This is a genomic window from Paenibacillus athensensis, assembly GCF_004514475.2.
Taxonomy (GTDB): domain Bacteria; phylum Bacillota; class Bacilli; order Paenibacillales; family NBRC-103111; genus Paenibacillus_AL; species Paenibacillus_AL athensensis.
The window spans coordinates 379,912-399,732 of record NZ_MYFO02000004.1 but is presented as its reverse complement, the minus strand read 5'-3'; the positions used below and the strand labels follow the sequence as shown (position 1 = coordinate 399,732).

15 protein-coding genes are annotated in these 19,821 nt (G+C 51.9%); 1 reads left to right on the top strand and 14 read right to left on the bottom strand.

Going from position 1 to position 19,821, the window contains the following annotated elements; all coding sequences use genetic code 11:
• Positions 1 to 390: 390 nt before the first annotated feature.
• Together B5M42_RS09970 and B5M42_RS09965 are read right to left on the bottom strand one after the other, a co-directional pair.
• The gene (locus B5M42_RS09970; RefSeq protein ID WP_134752276.1) at positions 391 to 1,251 is read right to left on the bottom strand and encodes a ParB/RepB/Spo0J family partition protein; all 861 of its coding nucleotides are present in this window, start codon (positions 1,249 to 1,251) and stop codon (positions 391 to 393) included.
• Between the two features lie 310 nt (positions 1,252 to 1,561).
• Positions 1,562 to 1,861, bottom strand: a complete 300-nt coding sequence (locus B5M42_RS09965) for a hypothetical protein (protein WP_134752274.1) — start codon at positions 1,859 to 1,861, stop codon at positions 1,562 to 1,564.
• 258 nt (positions 1,862 to 2,119) lie between these two features.
• On the opposite strand from B5M42_RS09965, the gene B5M42_RS09960 reads away from it, so the two are divergent.
• Positions 2,120 to 2,338 carry a helix-turn-helix domain-containing protein gene (locus B5M42_RS09960; RefSeq protein WP_134752272.1) on the top strand — a complete coding sequence of 73 codons (219 nt, stop codon included), beginning with the start codon at positions 2,120 to 2,122 and terminating at the stop codon, positions 2,336 to 2,338.
• A gap of 69 nt (positions 2,339 to 2,407) precedes the next feature.
• On the opposite strand, the gene B5M42_RS09955 is transcribed toward B5M42_RS09960, so the two are convergent.
• The 12 genes from B5M42_RS09955 to B5M42_RS09900 form a co-directional block, all read right to left on the bottom strand.
• Positions 2,408 to 4,357, bottom strand: a complete 1,950-nt coding sequence (locus tag B5M42_RS09955) for a DUF4368 domain-containing protein (protein ID WP_134752270.1) — start codon at positions 4,355 to 4,357, stop codon at positions 2,408 to 2,410.
• 81 nt (positions 4,358 to 4,438) lie between these two features.
• Complete coding sequence (locus tag B5M42_RS09950; protein ID WP_134752267.1) at positions 4,439 to 4,633, bottom strand: transposon-encoded TnpW family protein; 195 nt, start codon at positions 4,631 to 4,633, stop codon at positions 4,439 to 4,441.
• Positions 4,634 to 4,679: 46 nt separating this feature from the next.
• Positions 4,680 to 10,433 carry a DEAD/DEAH box helicase family protein gene (locus B5M42_RS25850; RefSeq protein ID WP_230632827.1) on the bottom strand — a complete coding sequence of 1,918 codons (5,754 nt, stop codon included), beginning with the start codon at positions 10,431 to 10,433 and terminating at the stop codon, positions 4,680 to 4,682.
• Between the two features lie 13 nt (positions 10,434 to 10,446).
• On the bottom strand, positions 10,447 to 10,713 hold the full coding sequence (locus B5M42_RS09940; RefSeq protein WP_084781212.1) for a helix-turn-helix domain-containing protein: 267 nt from the start codon (positions 10,711 to 10,713) through the stop codon (positions 10,447 to 10,449).
• Positions 10,714 to 10,727: 14 nt separating this feature from the next.
• Positions 10,728 to 11,216, bottom strand: coding sequence for a hypothetical protein (locus tag B5M42_RS09935; RefSeq protein ID WP_134752265.1), 489 nt, complete (start codon positions 11,214 to 11,216; stop codon positions 10,728 to 10,730).
• A gap of 30 nt (positions 11,217 to 11,246) precedes the next feature.
• Complete coding sequence (locus B5M42_RS09930) at positions 11,247 to 15,080, bottom strand: DUF5704 domain-containing protein (protein ID WP_230632826.1); 3,834 nt, start codon at positions 15,078 to 15,080, stop codon at positions 11,247 to 11,249.
• Positions 15,081 to 16,193 (bottom strand): copper amine oxidase N-terminal domain-containing protein, encoded by a 1,113-nt coding sequence (locus B5M42_RS09925; protein ID WP_134752263.1) that lies wholly within the window; start codon positions 16,191 to 16,193, stop codon positions 15,081 to 15,083. It lies immediately after the preceding gene.
• 126 nt (positions 16,194 to 16,319) lie between these two features.
• A complete protein-coding gene (locus B5M42_RS09920; protein WP_167689829.1) occupies positions 16,320 to 17,291 on the bottom strand; it encodes a hypothetical protein in 972 nt (323 codons plus the stop codon).
• 69 nt (positions 17,292 to 17,360) lie between these two features.
• On the bottom strand, positions 17,361 to 18,344 hold the full coding sequence (locus tag B5M42_RS09915; protein ID WP_134752259.1) for a hypothetical protein: 984 nt from the start codon (positions 18,342 to 18,344) through the stop codon (positions 17,361 to 17,363).
• Positions 18,331 to 18,879, bottom strand: coding sequence for a hypothetical protein (locus B5M42_RS09910; RefSeq protein WP_134752257.1), 549 nt, complete (start codon positions 18,877 to 18,879; stop codon positions 18,331 to 18,333). Before B5M42_RS09910 ends, B5M42_RS09915 begins: the two co-directional genes overlap by 14 nt.
• Positions 18,876 to 19,268 (bottom strand): hypothetical protein, encoded by a 393-nt coding sequence (locus tag B5M42_RS09905; protein ID WP_134752255.1) that lies wholly within the window; start codon positions 19,266 to 19,268, stop codon positions 18,876 to 18,878. Before B5M42_RS09905 ends, B5M42_RS09910 begins: the two co-directional genes overlap by 4 nt.
• Positions 19,269 to 19,335: 67 nt before the next feature.
• Complete coding sequence (locus B5M42_RS09900) at positions 19,336 to 19,815, bottom strand: ABC transporter permease (protein WP_076119684.1); 480 nt, start codon at positions 19,813 to 19,815, stop codon at positions 19,336 to 19,338.
• Positions 19,816 to 19,821: the final 6 nt, after the last annotated feature.

The following is a 19,821-nucleotide window of genomic DNA, read 5'->3' as shown; positions in this document are numbered from 1 at the left end:
TCATTTCAGAAATTCCTTTCGATAAAGTTCCAGCTTTGATTCGGGAATTAGAACTTCGCAGCATTTATTCCCATATTGTCTCATTAAGTATGCTTCGGTATACCGATTTTGACCATTTTAGGTAACTTTTCTCGGAGGGGATCATTTGAAGCGAAATTGGGAGCTTAGATTTACGGAAAAAAATTCAAGACTGTTGCGTATGTCAAGGCCGGATTTAAATTGACCCACTAACGCCAACTTAAAAATGACCCACTCGCTGACCGTCTGCGCTTGGGGGAAGTGGCAGCTTCCCTTTCATCCGGTAGCTGTTGCTCCCATTTAATTACATCTACTTTGCGGATGGTGTCAGCTTCGCTGGTACTACTACCCCAAATACCAGCCGGGAAAAAGTCAGCGGCTGTTCTCGCGGCCCCGTTCCCTCCTTTTCTTCCATTCCTCCAGCAGCTTCAATATGGTCTGTTCCATCTGCTGGGCCGTATAGCCCTTCGGAAAATAGTCCTTGATGCTTTCCTTTTGCAGCTTGATTTGTTCCCGTTGACTCGGTTTTTCCTCGATCATGATTTTGAAAATCGCGTCCATGTCGAGCAGGCCGTTCGCGCTCAGTTTTTTCATGCGCTGGGCTTGGGAAAGGGAAGGGGTGCGTTCCTCGCTACCCATCGTTTCCAGCAAGGCTTCCTGTTCTTTTTCGGACAGATAGGACAGCTCCACGGCAGGACTGAACGCCACCTTGCCGCTGTCCACCATTTCCAGAAGCGGCGGAATCAATTCAGTCAGCCGGATATAGCGCTGCACCTGCGTCGCGCTCGTTCCTACATCAACGGCAACGCGCTCCCGCGACTTCTGTCCGAGTTGGTCAGGAGTTCCGCTATCGGCCAAATCGTTGCGCTGCCCTTGCCGTTTGATGGCATCCAGCTTCATCTTGTAGGCCCATGCTTTTTCGGACGGCAACACATGCTCGCGGTGCAGATTGCTGTCCACCAGGGCGATAATCGCGGCGTTTCGGTCCATTTCACGAATGAAGGCGGGGACCGCAGCGATTCCCGCTTTTTCACAAGCCGCCTTTCGTCGGTGTCCGGATATGATTTCATAACCTCCTCCATCCCGCGGTCGCACGACAAGCGGCGAGATCACGCCATGCTTCCGAATGCTTTCCGCGATGGCCTGCAACTCGTCGTTATCCGCAACATGATAGGGGTTGTCGGGGAACGGGTGTAGTTTTTCTATAGGAATTGTCGTAACCGTTTCGTTCATCGGACGTGCTCCTCCTTTTTTCCCGGCAGGTGATCTACAGGCAACGTGAGACGGCTGTCTCACGTTGTAGCAAGCACTGAATTTGGATATCCAAATTCGCTTGTTAGGGGCGACGCCCCTAATACCCCACCGCTTCTACGAGCCTGTAGTACCGCCTATAGATAAGGCATGCATGTGTTTTATTGGGGAAGGGTTTCCGTCTATATAAAAAGCGTCGGAACGGTGTCGACTCGCTGTTTCAGCGCTTGTATCGCTTCAAATAAAAAAAGACCGCCACTGTATGGCAGTCTCCACGCTATGCAAGGACTTCCTATTTCGTTTGCACATTATGGAACATCTGCATTGCCAACATAAAACCGCATTGCAAACCGATTTCCATGTACACATCTTCGCAGGCTCCGGCGTAGTCATATATCCTTGTCGTTACTTCCTCAAATTCAGTCATATCGGGAAACTTTTCCTCAATAAGCTCAATAGCAGCTTTGTGTGCATCGGCAAGACGTTCCTTGTAGTCCATCGAATTAATGTCGGTATTTTTCACACCTCGTAGTAAAAATTCGCGGATACATTGAATATGCGCCCTATCAAATATTTCAGAAATATGGCTCATTCCTATCCTCCGTTCCAGCGAAATCAAGATAAAGCTTAGTCCCACTCTTATCCCACACGCCCTACTAATATCAATAAAAAATTTTCAACTCCTTTCAATAAACAAAAATATTTAACAAATAAACTTATTCGTTTTTATTCTAAACCCTTGTATTTACATAAGCAAATATATAAAACAACCTGCGAATTGTTTTTAGAAAATACTCTTTTGCCCGGAGAAACAAAATCTTATATCATTGCATAAAGGGAGTGTGATCTTATGGGCATGGCGACCAAGGTCAAAATGTTGCTCGCGGCAAGAGGTATGACCATTGCCGATTTGGCTAATAGATTGGAGCCAAAAACAACTAATCAAAATGTAGCTGCCAAGTTGCGGCGTGATAACCTTTCCGAATACGATTTGCACCAAATCGCAAAAGCCTGCAATGCCACATTTGAAGGGATTTTTACACTTAACGACACAGGCAAACAAATATAAACAGAGTTCAGTTTGAACGAAAAAACGCACCCTTTGCCTTTACGGTGAGCGGTGCGTTATCTATCTTAATCAGCTTATAAACTGCTTTACGTCAATTTCCTCTGTTCTTTTCAACAGAATAATCTGCTGTTCCAAATCCAGCTTTTCAATGTCGTAGCCGGCATTAAAGATTAAGCAGCCTAACGGGCGGTTTTTTTGAGGATACCAGTACGCCCTGTACTTATATGCAGTTGCCGTTAACTTGCTCCCAATGATTCTCTCTATACCCGAAATGGTCAGGCGAATCGTAGAAGCATTCTGCCGTTCCAGATATTGCTTAAAAGGCGCGTAAGTTTTCATTGCCTTTTTTGAAACGGGTTTTTGCAGGGTACTGCTATCAGGAACGACATTATTTTTCTCTCCCGGCAACTCCATCAATCCCACAAAGTTAAAATAAATATCCACCTTTTGCGTGGTCGTGTAGCGGCTGCCTTTATCCCTTTCGTGAACAACTACCTTTTCCACAAATTCATTGAGCATAGGCGTAGTAAGTTCCTCAAAATCGGTGTAGCGGTCAACCAAGTCTAGGAAGCGATCTGCATTGACCGTCTGCTTCTCCATGTTGTCAATCTCACTCTGTATGCGCTCTATAGTCTGCTCCAGTTCTTCCTGCTCTCGCTCATAATCGTCGGATAGCTTCTCGAAACGCTTGTCCGACAGCTTCCCGCTCAAATTGTCCTCATAAAGCTTGCGGATGATCGTATCAAGTTCATTATTGCGCTTCCGATAAGCGGTCAGCTTCTTCCGCTGCTGCTTTGCCGTTTTGTCCTGCCGCATGGAAGTGCTGTCCGTTACCAGACGAATAAATTCCTGCTTGTTTGCCCGCGCAAAAGCGCTAACCTCCCGCAGCGCATTCAGAATAAGTGTCTCAACAACGGGAACGCGGATAAAGTGCATTGTACAGCTACGGGTTTGTGTGCGGTAGCTGGAACAGAAGTATTCATTCTTGGCACTTCTGCCCGGCCGCTTGTCCATGGAGCGGTCATGCGTCATTTTCGCGCCGCAATCGGCGCAGTGCAGCAGCCCGGTCAGTCTGCTAGGCTTCCCTTGCTTATCAGGCTTACGCACCGTTCGGCGCAGCCGCTGGGCGTTGCGCCACGTTTCAGGGTCTATGATGGGTTCATGCGTGTTTTCAAAGATTACCCTTTCTTCCGGTGCTGTCGCCTTGGAGCGTTTGTCTTTGTAGGATACGGTATGGGTCTTGAAGGCCACGGTATGGCCCATGTATTCCATGCGTTCAAGAATTTTTGCCACCACGCCGCCGCGCCAGCGGTATGGATCTTGATAATGCTTGTGCCTTTGATTATCTGCCCCGATGCGTTCCCAATGAGCGGAAGGAATAAGCACCTTGTCAGCGGTCAATATATCAGAGATTTGGTAGACGCCATACCCTTCGATTACAAGCCGGAAAATGCGCTGCACAACCTCCGCAGCTTCCGCGTCCACAATCCATTTTTGCTTGTCCTGCGGATCGCGCAGATAGCCATAAGGCGTTGATGGCGATATGCGCTTGCCCTCCATAGCTCTAGCTCGGAAAACAGCCCGAATTTTACGGCTGGTGTCTCGTGCCGTCCATTCATTCATGATGTTGCGAAAGGGAGTAAAATCGTTATCTCCGTTCTCGCTGTCCACGTTGTCATTTATCGCGATAAAACGGATGCCGTTTTTGAAAAATTCCTCCGTATACATGCCAACACGCAAATAATCCCGCCCGACTCGCGACATGTCCTTGACGATGATTGCGCCAACCTTACCCTGCTCCATTTCTGCCATGAGCTGCTTCCAGCCGGGTCTTTCAAAGTTCGTTCCTGAATAGCCATCGTCTGTAAAATGAACAAGATTTTTAAAACCGTTGTTCTTCGCGTAATCCTCAAGCATTTTCTTCTGATTGACAATACTGTTGCTGTCCCCCTGCAATTCATCATCCCGCGAAAGGCGTTCGTACAGGGCGGTGATTTTCTCATTTGACTGTCTAAGCATAATGGCTCCTTTCAGACAGTCAACTCATTTGTGGCTGGTGTCATTTTATCATGCTTTCGTTAGCCGCCTCCATTGTGCCGTTTACTCCGTCTGGAGGCGTTGCAGATCGTTGCGGACAAGTCGCAGTATCTTGTCATTCATATTCTCCTTGCTGGTCTTGCTGAAATGAATCGTCACATCGTAGGTCGTTGAGCCAATTTTGCAGGATATCCTGCGCGCGGCGACGGGTAAATCGGGTTGCGGCGGCACGGCATCCGGATTTTGATTTTCGGTCATGTAGTGGCTCCTTTCTTCCTAATACGCTGCATGCGCTTAACGCAGCCTACAGCGCGATTTCAGAGCTACAAAGGCACACAAAAAGGCTGAACAAGACAGATCGCCACGCTTGCGCCATAGGCAATCTTCTTTTCAGCCTGTATGATAGGAATTTTTCTCCTGCGCATGGATATCCGTTTCCTTCCATGCGCAAGCTTCCACCTTCCGGTGCCAATTCGATGGCAGTAACTGTTTCGCCAAATGTTGAAGCCCACGAATCAAAGTGCTGCAAGCCTTGCCCGTGGAGCCGCTCGTATTGCAAGTAGCGCTGCATCGTGTACATCTCGGTGATGGAGTTGGAGATCGGCGTACCCGTGGCAAAAATAATGCCCCGTCCCTCGGTCAATTCATCCAAATAGCGGCACTTGGCAAACATGTCCGATGACTTTTGCGCTTCGGTTTGCGATAGCCCGGCGACATTGCGCATTTTCGTATAAAGGAATAGATTTTTGTACGAGTCTGCTTCGTCGACGAACAATCGATCGATGCCGAGTTCCTCAAAGGTAACCACATCATCCTTACGGCTCTTGTCGTTCAGCTTCTCCAGTTTGACCTGCAGCGTCTTCTTTGTCCTCTCAAGCTGCTTGATGGCGTACCGCTCGCCCTTGGCTTCCTTTAGCTCGCGGATGCCGCTGGTGATTTCGGATATTTGCTCGTAAAGCTGTTGCCGCTGGCGCTCCGCCGAGATCGGAATTTTTTCAAATTGTGAGTGGCCGATAATAATCGCGTCGTAATCGCCGGTGGCAATCCGTGCGCAGAACGTCTTCCGGTTCTTCGTTTCAAAATCCTTCTTGGTGGCGACAAGTACGTTCGCGGACGGATAGAGCATCAAAAATTCCGCCGCCCACTGCTCGGTCAGATGATTGGGTACGACCAGCATGCTCTTGTTGCACAGTCCCAAATGCTTGCTTTCCATCGCCGCGGCAGTCATCGCAAAGGTCTTGCCTGCACCAACGCAATGGGCGAACAAGGAATTGCCGCCGTAGAGCGTTCGGGCAACCGCATTGACCTGATGCTGTCTCAACTGGATTTCCGGGTTCATCCCGGTGAAGCGGATATGACTTCCATCATATTCGCGTGGACGGATGGAATTAAACCGATCATTGTACAGTCGAGTGAGCCGCTCCCGGCGCTGCGGATCTTGCCATATCCAGTCCCGAAACGCTTCCTTCATGGCTTCCTGCTTTTGCTGTGCGATAGCCGTTTCCTGCTTGTTCAGCACGCGCTTTTCCACGCCATTTTCCTCAACCGTATCGAAAATCCGCACATCCCGCAGATTCAGCGTGTCTTCGAGAATTTTGTACGCATTGATGCGATTCGTGCCATAGGTGACATTTGCCTTAATATTGTTACTGCGATCATCGCTTTTGCCTTTGACGTTCCAAGCTGCTGTGTAGCCGGAATACATCACGTTGATGTAAGACTGGTACATGTACGGCGTATCTACCAGTTCGAAAATGAATTCCCGAATGACTTCCGGCGGCAGCCAAGTTGCGCCCAGCCGCACGTCAATTTCCGAGGCATCCAAATCCTTTGGTTGCACACTTTCCAGCGCATTGACGTTTTCGCTGTAACGTTCGGCTTCATAAGCAGCGAACTGTTTGGCAACGCGCAGCTTATCACGGACATTGCCAGATAGATACGCATCTGCTGTTTCGTATACCGGCTGTCCTTCTTCGTCCAGATTTTCAGGATTCGGGAAGATCACTCCGCGAAGCTCCTGCACAAGCTGTTCCTGCGCGAGCCCTGTCAACTCTGCCATATACGGCAGATCGACGCGAGCTTTCGTACCGATAGAAACCGCCAGCGCCTCCGAAGCCGTATCCACCTGTTTAATGTGGGTGCGTTGCCGAATGGTACGCTTCGTGAACATATCCGCCTTGCGTAGCAACCGTCCTTCCTCATCCACGACTTCAAGAGAACAAAGGAGGAAGTATGAACTGTCATCGGAGAATGCAAGGCTGTTGGCGCGGCTGTTAATCAGACCGTATTGTGCTGTGAACCGTTCGTATTGCGTGTTCAGCTTGCGCTGCTGTTCCCGGATCATCTCGTCGCTGTAATCCTCGGTCTGATAATCGATTAGCTCGCGAACCGTGTCTCTAAGCTGTATCATGCCCTTGATGCGGCCCAACGCCGTGGTCGAAGTTTCAACAGGCCGCATTCGGCTGTTTTCCCGAAAATAGATGCGTCCTTCGACCAGCGCAAAGCTGAAATTACGAATGGACGGGTCGGCAGGCAAGGAGACCTCCTCCTCCTCCGGCTGCTCCTCCCGTTCCAATTCGACCCACTCCGCATGGATGTTCGCCAGTGCTTCGCGCAGCAGCTCGTCCAGCGGAGCGTCCGGGTAGGGCCGGCAGGTCGTTTCCTGCTGGTTGCCATACATCCGGTCGTCAAAGGCCATCGTGCCGAGCACCATATCGGGACGGGCCGCAAAGTAGGAATTGATCGGTACATCTTCTGACGTAACACCGAGCGAAAGCCATTCCTCTGTTTGCTCGCTTACTGCCACCATGCGATCTCGTTTTTGCAAAAACAAAATGTCGGCGGTCACTTCCGTTCCGGCATTCGCCAGAAACGCATTACTAGGCAGACGCACCGCACCGAGCAGTGCGGCCCGTTCAGCGATGTATTTGCGGACAGATGGGTTTTGCTTATCCATTGTGCCTTTAGAAGTAACAAAGGCGATAATTCCGCCAGGACGAATCTTATCCAGCGTCTTTGCAAAAAAATAGTCGTGAATCAGAAACTTGTGCTTGTCGTACTTCTTGTCGGCTACGCCATAACCGCCGAACGGGACGTTACCAACTGCAAGGTCAAAAAAACTGTCTGGCAAGCTGGTCTGCTCGTAGCCGCTGACGGCTATCGAAACTTGCGGGTAAAGCTGCCGCGCGATGCGCCCAGTGATGCTGTCCAACTCCACGCCAAACAGCCGGGCATCCTTAAATGACTCTGGCAATAGACCGAAAAAATTGCCGATACCGCAAGACGGCTCCAAAATATTACCGCTACGAAAGCCCATTCTTTCCAGGCATTCGTACATCGCCTTGATGACGGTCGGAGAGGTGTAATGCGCATTCAACGTGGAGGCGCGGGCGGATTCATATTCCTCCGGGTCCAGTAAATCTCGCAGTTCCGTATACTCCGTTCCCCATTGCGGATTCCCCTCATCGAATGCCTGTGGAATACCGCCCCATCCAACGTAACGAGCAAGCACGGCCTGTTCGTCCGCTGTCGCCTGACGGTTATCCTTCTCCAGTCGCGCGAGCAGCCGGATCGCTTCCACGTTCCATTTGTACTTGGTTTTCGCGCCGCCGTGTCCCAAATCGTTATTCGTGATCCGGTAGTTGCTGGCTGTAGTCGATTCAAGTCGGTTCTCGGGCGTGGCAGGAGAAGGAGTGCCGAGAGATATCCTGTCCTCGTCTACTTGTGCCGCTTGCTCCGGTTCGACCACCGGTTCCATATCCCATTCCGCATACTCCGAATCCAATTCCTGCTGGCCGGAAATTAGATGATCGTTCAGTGGATTCTCGCGCAGCATGCGTTCGAAATCCCGGCGATTCATTTCCTGCATGAATAACGGAAATTGAACGTCCTGCAGCACAACCTTTCGCGGCTCCAGTTGTGCAATTTCGTATTCGTCCGCACCGATAAAGACTTTGCTGCCCTCGACATACGCATAATGCGCCCGAGCCCGATTGGGCGTTTGCTGTGTTTCATGCTGCTGGAATTCCGATAGCGGCAGATTGTGTTCCGTCTTTTCCGCCGCGCGCTGCCTGCGCTTCTCCTCCTGCTGCTCGGCATATGCAGGCAATCGTTCTTCTTCCTGGCGGTTCAGATAGCGGCCCGCTGCCAGCAGTTCGCCAATGCGCTTTTGCACCTTGATCCACGGCAACACAACCCGAACATCCGGGTTCATAATGGAACCGCGTGTCAGCGTAATCCCCTTACTATCGTGATTTTCATGAATATCGGTGCCTATCAGGGCAGGGAGGCGTCCGCCAGTGCCATATTCCCGTTTCAGAAAATCAGCGTTCTCCTGCGTCGATAACGACTGTTGGAAAAATAGCGCGATGCGAAGCTTTCCGTTCTCAAAACCACTTCCACTTTGCAGAACAGCGTCGATGGCCGCTTGAGGAAGTGAAAAAGCGAAGGCTTTTTCGTCCTCCGCTTGCTTCATCCATAATGTCTGTTGCTGAATGGAAGGCACCGATGTACGAGCAGGATCAAACTCGTTAAGGAGAATCATGCTGGAAAAATGTCCGGCAATAACCGACCAATCGTAAAAGCTCTGCGCCGTCCGCTGCTCCGTCGATCCCGTCCAAAGATGCAGTACGTTGCGGTACGGCTCAAATCCGGCCTTTATGTCATCATCTAGCGTTAACTCCGTAATTCCCGGAGGGAACAGACTGCGTATATATAGCGTTCGTTCACGGCTCTCCACATGTGCGTCGAAAAAGGCTTCGATAGCCGCCTTGCTCTCCGTAAGCGGCGCGACGCAAAGCATGTCATTGATGATTGCTTGGTCATGAAAAAACGGAAGACTCCTGTCTTCCGTCGATCGGTCATACCATTTTAGTGATAGATCAGTTCCGTGAGAATCAGTTCCTCGGCCTGTTGCTTCAGGCTGTTCATGTGACCCGTCCAGCCCATCGGGTCGGTCGCCTTGTCCGGTGCTGGATACTGCCGGATCAGTTCCTGCATCGTCAGGTCGATCTGCTCCCGCGCTGTCCGGTCGATGTCCGCCAGATGCTGATTCAACTGCTCCGACAGCATCAGATGGGCGAAGGTTCCCCTCCGTTGGTCCTTGAGAAACGTCTTGCGCAACATCCCATATTTCCCGAACCTCATCGGAACGGCCATCGTCAGGTCGGGCAGGAGGTAATCCCCGTTCGGCGTGTAGGTCAGTTCCATGTTTCATCATCCTTTCGTGTGCTTTAGCTTCATTTTGCGGCAAGGATTCTGGCCTTGCAACGGTACGGCTGGCCTGACGCTCTTTTTTTCGCTGCTCATCGCGGCGCATCGCCCGGACGGTGGATTCAATCTCACGCAGCATGGTTTCAGCTACGTCGCTGATCGCCGCGCCCAAATGAGAGAGCGCAGGGAGCGTATTGAAATAGCCGACGCCGGACAGATCGTCAACGCTGATGTAATGGGAGGGTTCCAAACCACAGCGTGTCAGCGCCATAAAGGCGACCGCGTATTGTGCGGCTTCCCTGAACAACAGTTCCACATGCGGCTCATCCAGTTCTTCCAGCAGGCTGTTATCGCGTTCGGCCAGCAGCATCCGCACGTAATCGGCGCTATGATCCTCCACCGCGTTTCGGGCAGCGGACAACAGCGTGTCAACCAGTTCCATCCCCGGTCCCGTTTCACTGCCAAACGCATTTTCCAGCGTTTCAATGACGGTCTCCGTATCCGGCTCCTCCATGCGCCACAGGGGGACGGGTTGTCGGCTTCGACTCTGCGTGTCTGACACATCGAAGACATGACGCAACCCCAAATGACTACCCCGATCCTCAATCAGCGCGATGCCTTTTGCACCGCGCTTTACCCAGCGGTCCAGTCGCTTGTTCCAAATATCGATGGATGCACAGGCGGTTGCATCCGGTCGTTGTGCATAGATCAATAGTTGATCTTGAAACGGATACTTATAGTTCCACGCTGCCGACCGTAAAAAATCGGCCCAGCGCTCGGGATGATCCGAAACCGCGTGGGCCGTACTCGCGGCAAGCTCGGCGATTCGCTGTAACTTTGCTGTCACCGGTCGCACCTCCTTATACGAAGGTAATTTGGTTCGTCAGACGAATGCCTTCCTCGGAATATCTTGGCGTGAGCCGAATAAGTCCATTTTGCTGAAGCCGATGCAGGTTGCGACGCACAGCAGAAGTGGAAAGACCCACCTCTGACGCAAGTCGCCTGGACGAAAGCAGTACCGCGCCGTTTCGCCCGCCTGCACGATCCAACAAATAGCTGTACAGCAGCTTCGCTGCAGGGGGAATAGATGCTCCGGTCAGCAACCGGTAACGGGCAAGATCATTCATAGAAGTGCATCCTCCTATCGTTCCAGTTCAGACTTCTGCTTTAGTGGTGCCGATGAAGGGGAATGGAGGGGCGACGACAATTCATTCATTCGCTCCGGCCGGGCGAAGCAATATAAATAGAAGTTATAGTCGCCGGCACGCGGAAAGCATCGCAGATAGTAACGATGCTTTGCCGTCTGCAAACAAAAGCCATAGACATCGCTATGCCGCGCGCTTGGTAGACGGGCCTCTGGATGTTTTATACAAAAATCGTGCATGCCACTGCGGTTTTGAATCAGCCCCTGTTCCGTCAACGCTTGAATGACCGCTCCAAGCTCCTCCCGAAAATCAGGAGTTTTCAACGAAGAAATATGTTCGAACCAAGTTGCCCAGAATGCCTCCCCATCTTTGCCGAAATCACCGCGCACATGCCCAATACAACCGCGCTCCGTATCCTTCTCGATGGAGGCGGAATAAAAATAAGCCTCATCCTCAGATGTGGCAAGCTTCAGCTTCTCAATCATGCTCTTTTCCTCCCAAACGGTATGCTGTTTTTAATGGGTGCCGCCCGTACCAAAATCGTCGTAGCTGGACAAGTCGGCGTGATAAAACACAACGTCCCCGTCTAGCAAAGAGAACATCCCCCCGTAAGGATCGACAAAACTGCGTTGAAAACCTTCCATCTGCCACTGGTTGTCCAGCGGCGCATTTTTATACTGCAAATGCGGGTGAGCGATGTCCTTATTGCGAATGGTTTCGATGTTAAAATTGACTACAATATAGCCGTCACGCAGGAAGATCGGCGCATTGTCGTCCAGCCGGTGGGTACGTCCGTACTCGGCCAGATTCATGCCCACTGGCACTGCATAAGGAGCAGCCGGAAGGCTATACTCGCCAAACCAGCGCTGCACCGAGGCATTGGCCCGCGCAGTATCAATGCCAGACGGCACCTGCATGCTGCCGATAAACGTCCGAAGCTGCGAAGGAAGCAGCATGCCGTCGTAACCACCGACGTAAATCCGCTTTTGCGCCGCGTCCTTCAAAACCTGCTGTACATACGACGTCTGAGTGCCAGAGGAACCATTCAGCTTCCACAGTGAACTGGCCGTGTTGGTCAGCTCCTGCTGCGACACATTGCGGAGGCGGGTGTCGAGCGTCACCAACCGCTGCTCGGTATCTTCTGTGGAGCCGATCCGAATAAACCGCTTGTTTCCCGAATGATAGTACAAGTCCACCTGTTGCCGGTTTTTGCCCTGCTTGTCAACGAAGTAAAAAGTCGGCGTAATCTTCACGCCATCGCCCGCGCTGAACATGTTGCCGAGCGTTTTGACCTCAAATTTGAAGTGATAGCCTGTTTTTACGACAACATTTTTCTTTCCGCTCTCCGGGTGACTGCCGGGCCGAATCGGCAGCACGTAAGGGGCCGTATTGCCGCGCGCCGCGCCGTCGATCCCTTTTGTGCCAACCCAATAGCTATTTCCGGTCGGCGTCGCACTGCCTGCCGCCGTTCTGAACACCTTTTCCCACTGGTAGTCGGCAATATCGGTAATTCGGAAGTCGAACAGACGGCCAATAACCTCAACCGCCACAACTTGCGTCGCCACATGATGAGTTAAGTCCAAATTGGCATTACTTTGTGATGTGAATGAAGCCGGACTGTTTTCGGCAAACGTGCGAAACAGTACATCATAATTTCCCTCATCTACCCAAACGGGCATGTAATAAGTGGTTGTAAGCTGGCCGACAGGAATCGAAGTCCAGGTGTCCTTCGGAATCAACGTTGCGTGGTCAGCCTTGTATACATCGAATGGGAACCTTACCTGCTTGTCTCGCACATATTTGGCATAGTCCCGATTGCCGTAGCCGGTAATGTCCCGGTGCGGCCCGCTGGTAGGAATCGTCACGGTAAAGGGGCGATCCAGAATAAGCGCCGAATGATCGGCTGTCGGCACCGTTTTCTGATTGTGCGCCTGATCGTCGGCTACAGATGCCAGATTGACGACGGGGGTATGCACCGTCACCGGATTGATACCGCTGATCGGGAAGCTTTGGTTCGACCCGCCTCCGATGCCCTTGACCAGCGTATAATAAATCGTCCCCGTGCTTGGCTGGCTCCCCTTGTTCGTTTTAGTCGCATCGATGATAAATCCCGAACCATATAAAACATCCTGACCGATCATGGGAGATGCAGGAATCGCCCCCGGAGCAGGAGCCGTTTCCTCCACCGTCCGATTGTCCATGATCGTTTGTCCATTAAAGACAACCGTGTCGTTCTTGACCTTGATTTTCCCGACCGCATTTTCGGCCTCTGACTTCCAGTTCTCGCTTGGAACCGAAGGTCTACTGGAGCCGCCGTAAACCGTTTGACCGGAAAGCACAACGTTGCGATACACCGGGTCCGTAATATGAGACGAGACCGCTGCATTATGGGTGGCGGAAACAGACGGTGCGGAATACCCGTTTGCTTGCAGCGTCACCGAACCGGAGGGCAGGGCATAGTTGGCGACTGTCGCCTTCTGTAAGCCGTACACTTCCAAACGGTCTGCCAGCCAATAGCTGTACTTTCGTTCCACACTGTAGCTTTGGGTGACCGTTTGCGTGTCGGATCGGGATACCGGAACCGTGGTCGAATGACCTTCGCTATCCGGCGGGCCGGGAACATATTCCGTCCAGCTCAGCGTATAGGTGCGGCTGACTGTAATCGGATACGATTTCGAGCCTTTCACTTCTGTGAACGTGTTGCGATACAAATACGCTTTGGCGCTCGCGTTAACATAAAGGCTTTCTGAGGTCGGTATTCCCTTCAAAACGTCAAAGCGTTCTGCGCCGCGAGAATCCGCCTTTATGATCGCCGATGCCGTGGCATCCATCGCCTCGACTTGCTGGCTCGTGCCAGGTAACGAAGTATCGCCGCCGTCATTGTCGCCTTTGCGTACGGTGTGATCCGAGGTGGAATCTCCGCTGTTACCATTAGCATCTTTTACGACGACCGTGATTTTGACGGTAATACTGGAGCCGGATGTGAATGGAATTTTGATCGGCAGCGATTTACTTGCCGTCAGCCCGCTGAGTGAGCCGGACTTATCGCTAGGCGTAACGAATGTTGCGTTCTCTATTTTTGTGATCTCATACGTTTTGAGCGGCACGGGTGACTTCGCTTCAAATTCAAAATTTCCATCCACAGAGGTGACGGAAGCATCGACGTGATCTGGCGCGTCAATACGAGAGGTCACGGTAATCGGGGAAGGAATTTTATAGATGCCGACGAAGTTGGAGCCACCAGAGCCAACCAAGATGGAGCGTTCGAGCAGCTTCACGTCGCCTTTTTCTTGTATGAATAGCTTCTCATCCGGCTTCTTGTTGTTTGTGATATAAGTGCGAACAATTTCATAGGTCTGGCCGCCAGATGTGAGCTGCGGATCAAACGTATAGTTCACTTCCTCTCCAGTCTCGTAGACGCCTTTGTCGACTTCCTTGAGTTTCGTACCATCTTCCTTTTGATAGATCGCCTTTACCGGGTTATTTTCAGCGTATTCGGCAATAGCGTCCGTTCCACCAAGCGCCACCGTGAAGCTTCGCGTTCGCACCTTCGGATTCGTATCCGGATTTTCCTGCAACCAGCTTTTCTGCGTTAGGTCCTTCTTCGGCGATAGATAGGAGCGGACAATACTGTACGTTTTCCCGTTATCCTCAATCGTCGCAGGAAACTCGTGGTTGATCGTCTCGCCGACTTTGTAGTCGCCCTTATGGAACGTGACCTCAGGCTGCTTGAGGATCGTTCCTCCCACGGTTTTCGCAACGACATCGACAGGAAAATTCGCGCTACGATAGGGGACGTGAATCCCGAAGTAATCATCGAGATCATCCGGGTGCGCCCAAGGCTCAGCGTTCTTGATTCCTTCTAACGTGTAAAATGGGCCTTTGCGCACGTTTCCATTGCCATCGACGGATACCATAATTGCGTACAAGTACAGGTCGTCGTTGTCCTTGATGTCTCCCATGCCTGCTTGCCACATGCCGTCCGTTACTAAATCTTCACTGACTTCGTAGTAGGTCGTGACCGGCTCTCCGGGAATTGGGGGGTTCGGATTTTGCGCGACTTGACGAACCTGCTGATTGACAAAGGATGCGTGACTGCCGTTACGCGGATCACTACACTGTTTGGATGATGTATTCGTGCAGAGTTGGTCACGACGCACCGTCCAACCTACCGTTCTGTAGCGGATGGACGAGGTTGCTGCTGTGCTAGTGATTTCAAATTTGATCTTACCCTCATCTACCCGGACAGCCGGTGTCGCGGCATTCGTAAGAAACGGAAAGCACGACAATAAAAAAGAGCATGCCAGCAGCATGCTCAACGTGATTCGTATGAATTTAAGTTTGCGCATCTAGTTCGAGTCCGCCTTTCTAATGATATGATTGCGGAACAAACTTGCATTCGGATCGACCTTCAACGTACTTCCCCAATCGCCGCCTACATTAGTGGATAGAGAAATATCGGCGTAGCCTTCGTACCAAACACCTTTCTCAAACGTTTGTTTATTCGGGAACCACTCATCGTAAAGCAAGTCATTGCTTGCCTTGTACGAGACGAATTTAATCCTGAACTTGGATCGCACAAAGTTGTTGCCAAACCCATCTTTATAAATCATGGATGGCTCGGGATCAAGATAGCCTTCCATCTGGATTTGGTTCTCTTTGACCCATTCTGCGTAGCGGCGAATATGTTTCAGTTCGGCATCAGAGTTTTGCATTTTGGTAGCAAAAACCGCCTGCGCCCAAGCGTCATCAATCGTGTTGTAATTTACATTCAGCCAAAGCGCACCGAATGCTTTCAGTCTTCCCATCCAAATATCCACGTTCTTCTTGTTGAATTCCGGCTTCGTCGAGTAGAGGACGGATGAAACTTTGGTGTCTGTTGGATGCGAAAATGGATAGCCCATCTCGTACATTTCGTTCGGAACGTCCGCAAGAATGTATGGATAATCGCTCGCATTCTTCGGTAAGTCGGTCGTGCGAATCAAGCGCCCCCATTGGTCGATCTGCCCCGCGCTATCTTCGCTGGTCTTGATGAACACGGTGTCTGTCGGATTGTCCCAATCCACCTTCGCACCCAACACCTCGCTGACGAAACGGAGCGGCACAAACGTTCGACCGCCGCTCAGGATGGCTTTCGTATCCAAAGTGACCGCTTTGCCATCTACCTGCACAACATTTTGGTCAATCGTCAGAACGATAGATTGATCGTCTCTCGTAATCGGAACCGTCTGTGTTTTCGATTCCCAGCCGACTTTCGCTCCGAGCGATTCGGCGACAAAACGTACCGGGACGAGCGTTCGCCCGTTCTCATCAATAAACGCCTGCGCGTCGGGAAACCAGATTTTTTTGCCGTCCATGACGACGCTGACAAAGGTTGGCGGTTTACTGGCTGCGCTTGCCGTCAAACTGAATATACTTCCGAAAAGTGTCACAATGAGGAGGGATACTAACCTTCTTTTCAAATGCCTCACTCCCTAAAGAAAATGTGCGGAACTGGAAAAACTTGCTGTTTCCTACATCATAGTGCCGATTCTGTTGCCTGTCCACTGTCCGGCAGTCTGTCCTCTGCAGGAACCAGGAGCCGCTCGTTACTCCGTGCGCGAAGCCCTTCTTCTTATAACAACAACGACGATGACAAGAATCAGCAGCAAGCCCCCGTAGACGAAGGATGGGCGCAATCCAAATGAACCTTCATGATGCGGAGAAATGTCCTCAGTAGCTTGAATCACGGTTCCTGAAGGCATAGTCCGACCGTCCGTTACTTCAAAAGGGAAATCCTTCTGTTCTGTGCGGTCACCCAGCGTTGTCTTTACTTCCGCCATGTAAGAACCGGGAGAAAGCGGCCTGTTTAGGTCCGCCATGTACTGTGCGACCGTGCCTGCATAAATGGAATCAACCGTTGATTTCCTTTTAAACAAAAGCTCGCTGGCATCATCCTGCCGTTTGAGCCGCACCTCGATCTCCGGTTCGGACAAGCTTTCGCCTTCATTGACCAGCAAAATCGTCAGGCTCGCTTTTCCGTTCTCCAGCGAGTATACAGCTGCGTGCGGGAAAGCCTCAGGAGGCTTCGCTTCGTCCAACTTGTAGTTGAGGACGACCTGCAACCCGATTTTACGCGCCGCCGATTCCCTCATACTTTGATCGTAGACGCCGATGACGGACACGTACTGGCCCGGCTCCACACTTTCAGGTATCTGCATTTCCATTGAAAAGGTTTGCGTCTCGCCAGCCTTGAGGGATATGCTGCGATCCGGCGCCCTGTACCATGCAGCCGAACCGGTATCGGGATCGCTCGGTAAAGTAAAATCCTTACCGCCGCCCAGTGCAGGCATGGCATCGGCCGCATAGAGCAGTGCTGTTATTTCCTCATCTGTGGGATTCGTGACGTGAACCTTGTACTCTCGCTTATCGCCGGGTACTATATCCTCGACATAAGCGCCTAACTCCGGATTGATCCGGTCGGAATCCCCACTGATGACCAATTGCTGGCCGTCCATAGGGTTGGTAAATCCGGCGGCTATCCAAAAAACGATTGCCGCTAGCAACAGTCGAATCCACATGATTGATGAACTCCTTTGCTTCTGTTCCGCTTGCCATCGCTTACATGAGCGAAAAGGCATACGTTCCTGCTAGAAGGCCGAGCCGAGGCAAGTCAGGGGCATATATCCCTTGCGCGCGGCTGCTTGCTCGCTGGCAAACGTTTCTTCGGCCGGATAGGTGTAACCGCAGGAACTGCGGTAGTACACCTTCATACTGCCTCTCCTGGCCCCGATGATCGTTGGACGTTTCACGATGCGGCTCCCGCCAAGCGCATAGTTGTTGTACACCTTTGCTCCCATCGGGATACCTTGTACAAAAGCCAAAACGCCCACGTCATCCACCGTATTGTGCCAGTCCTCATCGGAGATCAGAGGCAGGGTGAACGTGTAGGACAGGCCATTTCGAGAAACCGTTTCGTTATATCGATTGATCTGGTAGGCCAACTCGTCCTGGATCGCCCGGACAATCGTGCTTCGTCGTACCTGCTCGAAGAGCGCAGCATCCTGCAAAAGCGGAATCGTCGTTTGCTGCCGGATGTCCTGCCGCAAGCCCTCATGACAGCTTCGACTGGCCGCATCGTAAGCGAGTACCTGCTGGTCGAGCGTAAAGGAAAGGCTGTTACCCGCCGAATCGGAATACACATAAGGCTTCTTCGTTCCCCAAGCCGGTTTCATGACGGTTTTTCCGTCTGTCCCCGTCCATTCTTGCTCGGAATAGACGTAAAAGCCGTCGTACCCGACGATCACGATAGCCGGAATGTAGCGATGCAGGACATCTTGCGACACCGGATCATCAGTAGCGCCGAAGCCCGCGTCCAGCGTCCGGTAGAACGCCGCCAGTGCTTCTTCCTTGTTCAGTGCGACATGTTTGGCCGAGGCATATTGCGCTTCCTGCTGCTGGCTTGCGTTAACGACGAGCAACCTCGCGGCGTCGTCCACCGCCGCATCCAGCGCAGCGTCGTATCTCATCTCCGTCAGCACCGTCCGTCGCAGGGTATCCGTCTCATTCCGGTTGACTATCGCGAAGGGGAGAAACAACAGCGCGCCGACGATTGCCCATTCAATCCATTTCATTGCGCACCACCCCGCCATACGGAATCACGATTTTTTCATTTGGGCTGATGGTATTATTCAGAAAATCGAAGAGCAGCGTGCCTGCCGTTCGGTTCGTATTGCGCACAATCACCGAGAAGCTGTCACCCGCGCGCATCCGATAACGACGGCTTGGGTCATCCTTTGCTTCCCGATTGTCGGGAAACAGCACCGTCAGGATCTCCGCATTGAAAAACGCATCGTACTGTACCTCGTAGTTGCCCTTAAAGGTTTCGGGCCGTATCGGATCGTCGTAAACCGGTACATACTTCTTGCTGTCATGCTCCATCTGAACGTCAAAGCTATTGCCGGTCGCCGCAAGTGCGGTCATGAAATCGTTGTACATCGTTGGCGTGATGCCGCCTTTGTCCCGAACCGCATCGACGAAGGCTGTCGTCGCGCGCAAGGCAACCAGCTCCGAAATATCGTCCTGCTGGTCAAAGGCGGCAGAGAGCGGGTAGAGATAGAGCAGCAGAATAGCGATCAATACGGCGAAAATTTTGATCAAACTGTTCATGGCAGGCTCCTTAGTGTCAGGCGCTGCAAGTGACCGGAAGCGTCCCGTTCATAGGCGGGCTGATATCGCCCCTTCAGACGTATGCCTGCGGACGAAAGCTGCTCTCGTTCCAGCGGCGGCGCGAACCGAACGCCGTCTACCACCATTTCCGCATCTCCATCATCTAGGCGAGCGATAGCTTGCAGCACTTCCGCACCGGATACCGAACCGTCGCCCGAGAGCGGTACAGCGATTTGCTGCAAGTTACGATCCTGCGATTGGCCGGTTACATAGGCGAGCGAATTGAGTGAGGCACCGGTCTGAAACAAAATCAGACCGCTCCCTGCGGCCATGAGGAAAACGAGCAATGCTGCGCTCATCTCCAGCATCGTTCTTGGCGCATAGTTCATGCGTTACACCTCCTTCATGACGAAAGCGTCCAACCTGGGCCGGACGCTTTCGTAACCTCATTCGACCTTATTGCTGCCGGAAGACGATGCCGCGAATGACATTGCTGCTGTCCAGCACCAGCGTGCTGCGGAACTTGCCGCTTGGATTAACGTAGTTGATGTCCGCTTCGTCTACGGTCTGGCTAATCTGGCCGGGTGCGGCTCCGACGATTGCACCGTAGGTGATGCTATCCAGAGGCACACCGGTATTGACAACCTTGCCGTACCACTGACCGGTCGGGTTTTTGCCGGTAACGATCTGGATGCCAAATTGGTCCTGATCGCGGAACTTGCGAAGCGCGTTGACAACCTGACTGCCCGAAAGCGTCGTATTGTCATACACCGTAAACGCCGTTTGTGAAAGCTCCGTCTGGATATTGCTGAAATTGCTTTGAGCCGCCTTGGTCGAATCCTGGGCGGAAATAAACAGCACGACAGCCAGTGTAATGAGTGCGATGGCAAGGAAGATTCCTGCTGCCATGACAAGTGCCTTCTGCGCATTGGACATGTACAA

Coding starts and splice junctions, on each gene's coding strand:
- B5M42_RS09905 (WP_134752255.1), bottom strand. CDS start 19,268: ATGAACTATGCGCCAAGAACGATGCTGGAGATGAGCGCAGCATTGCTC.
- B5M42_RS09950 (WP_134752267.1), bottom strand. CDS start 4,633: ATGACCGAAAATCAAAATCCGGATGCCGTGCCGCCGCAACCCGATTTA.
- B5M42_RS09955 (WP_134752270.1), bottom strand. CDS start 4,357: ATGCTTAGACAGTCAAATGAGAAAATCACCGCCCTGTACGAACGCCTT.
- B5M42_RS09965 (WP_134752274.1), bottom strand. CDS start 1,861: ATGAGCCATATTTCTGAAATATTTGATAGGGCGCATATTCAATGTATC.
- B5M42_RS09920 (WP_167689829.1), bottom strand. CDS start 17,291: ATGTGGATTCGACTGTTGCTAGCGGCAATCGTTTTTTGGATAGCCGCC.
- B5M42_RS09910 (WP_134752257.1), bottom strand. CDS start 18,879: ATGAACAGTTTGATCAAAATTTTCGCCGTATTGATCGCTATTCTGCTG.
- B5M42_RS09960 (WP_134752272.1), top strand. CDS start 2,120: ATGGGCATGGCGACCAAGGTCAAAATGTTGCTCGCGGCAAGAGGTATG.
- B5M42_RS09970 (WP_134752276.1), bottom strand. CDS start 1,251: ATGAACGAAACGGTTACGACAATTCCTATAGAAAAACTACACCCGTTC.
- B5M42_RS09930 (WP_230632826.1), bottom strand. CDS start 15,080: ATGCGCAAACTTAAATTCATACGAATCACGTTGAGCATGCTGCTGGCA.
- B5M42_RS09935 (WP_134752265.1), bottom strand. CDS start 11,216: ATGATTGAGAAGCTGAAGCTTGCCACATCTGAGGATGAGGCTTATTTT.
- B5M42_RS09900 (WP_076119684.1), bottom strand. CDS start 19,815: ATGTCCAATGCGCAGAAGGCACTTGTCATGGCAGCAGGAATCTTCCTT.
- B5M42_RS09915 (WP_134752259.1), bottom strand. CDS start 18,344: ATGAAATGGATTGAATGGGCAATCGTCGGCGCGCTGTTGTTTCTCCCC.
- B5M42_RS09940 (WP_084781212.1), bottom strand. CDS start 10,713: ATGAATGATCTTGCCCGTTACCGGTTGCTGACCGGAGCATCTATTCCC.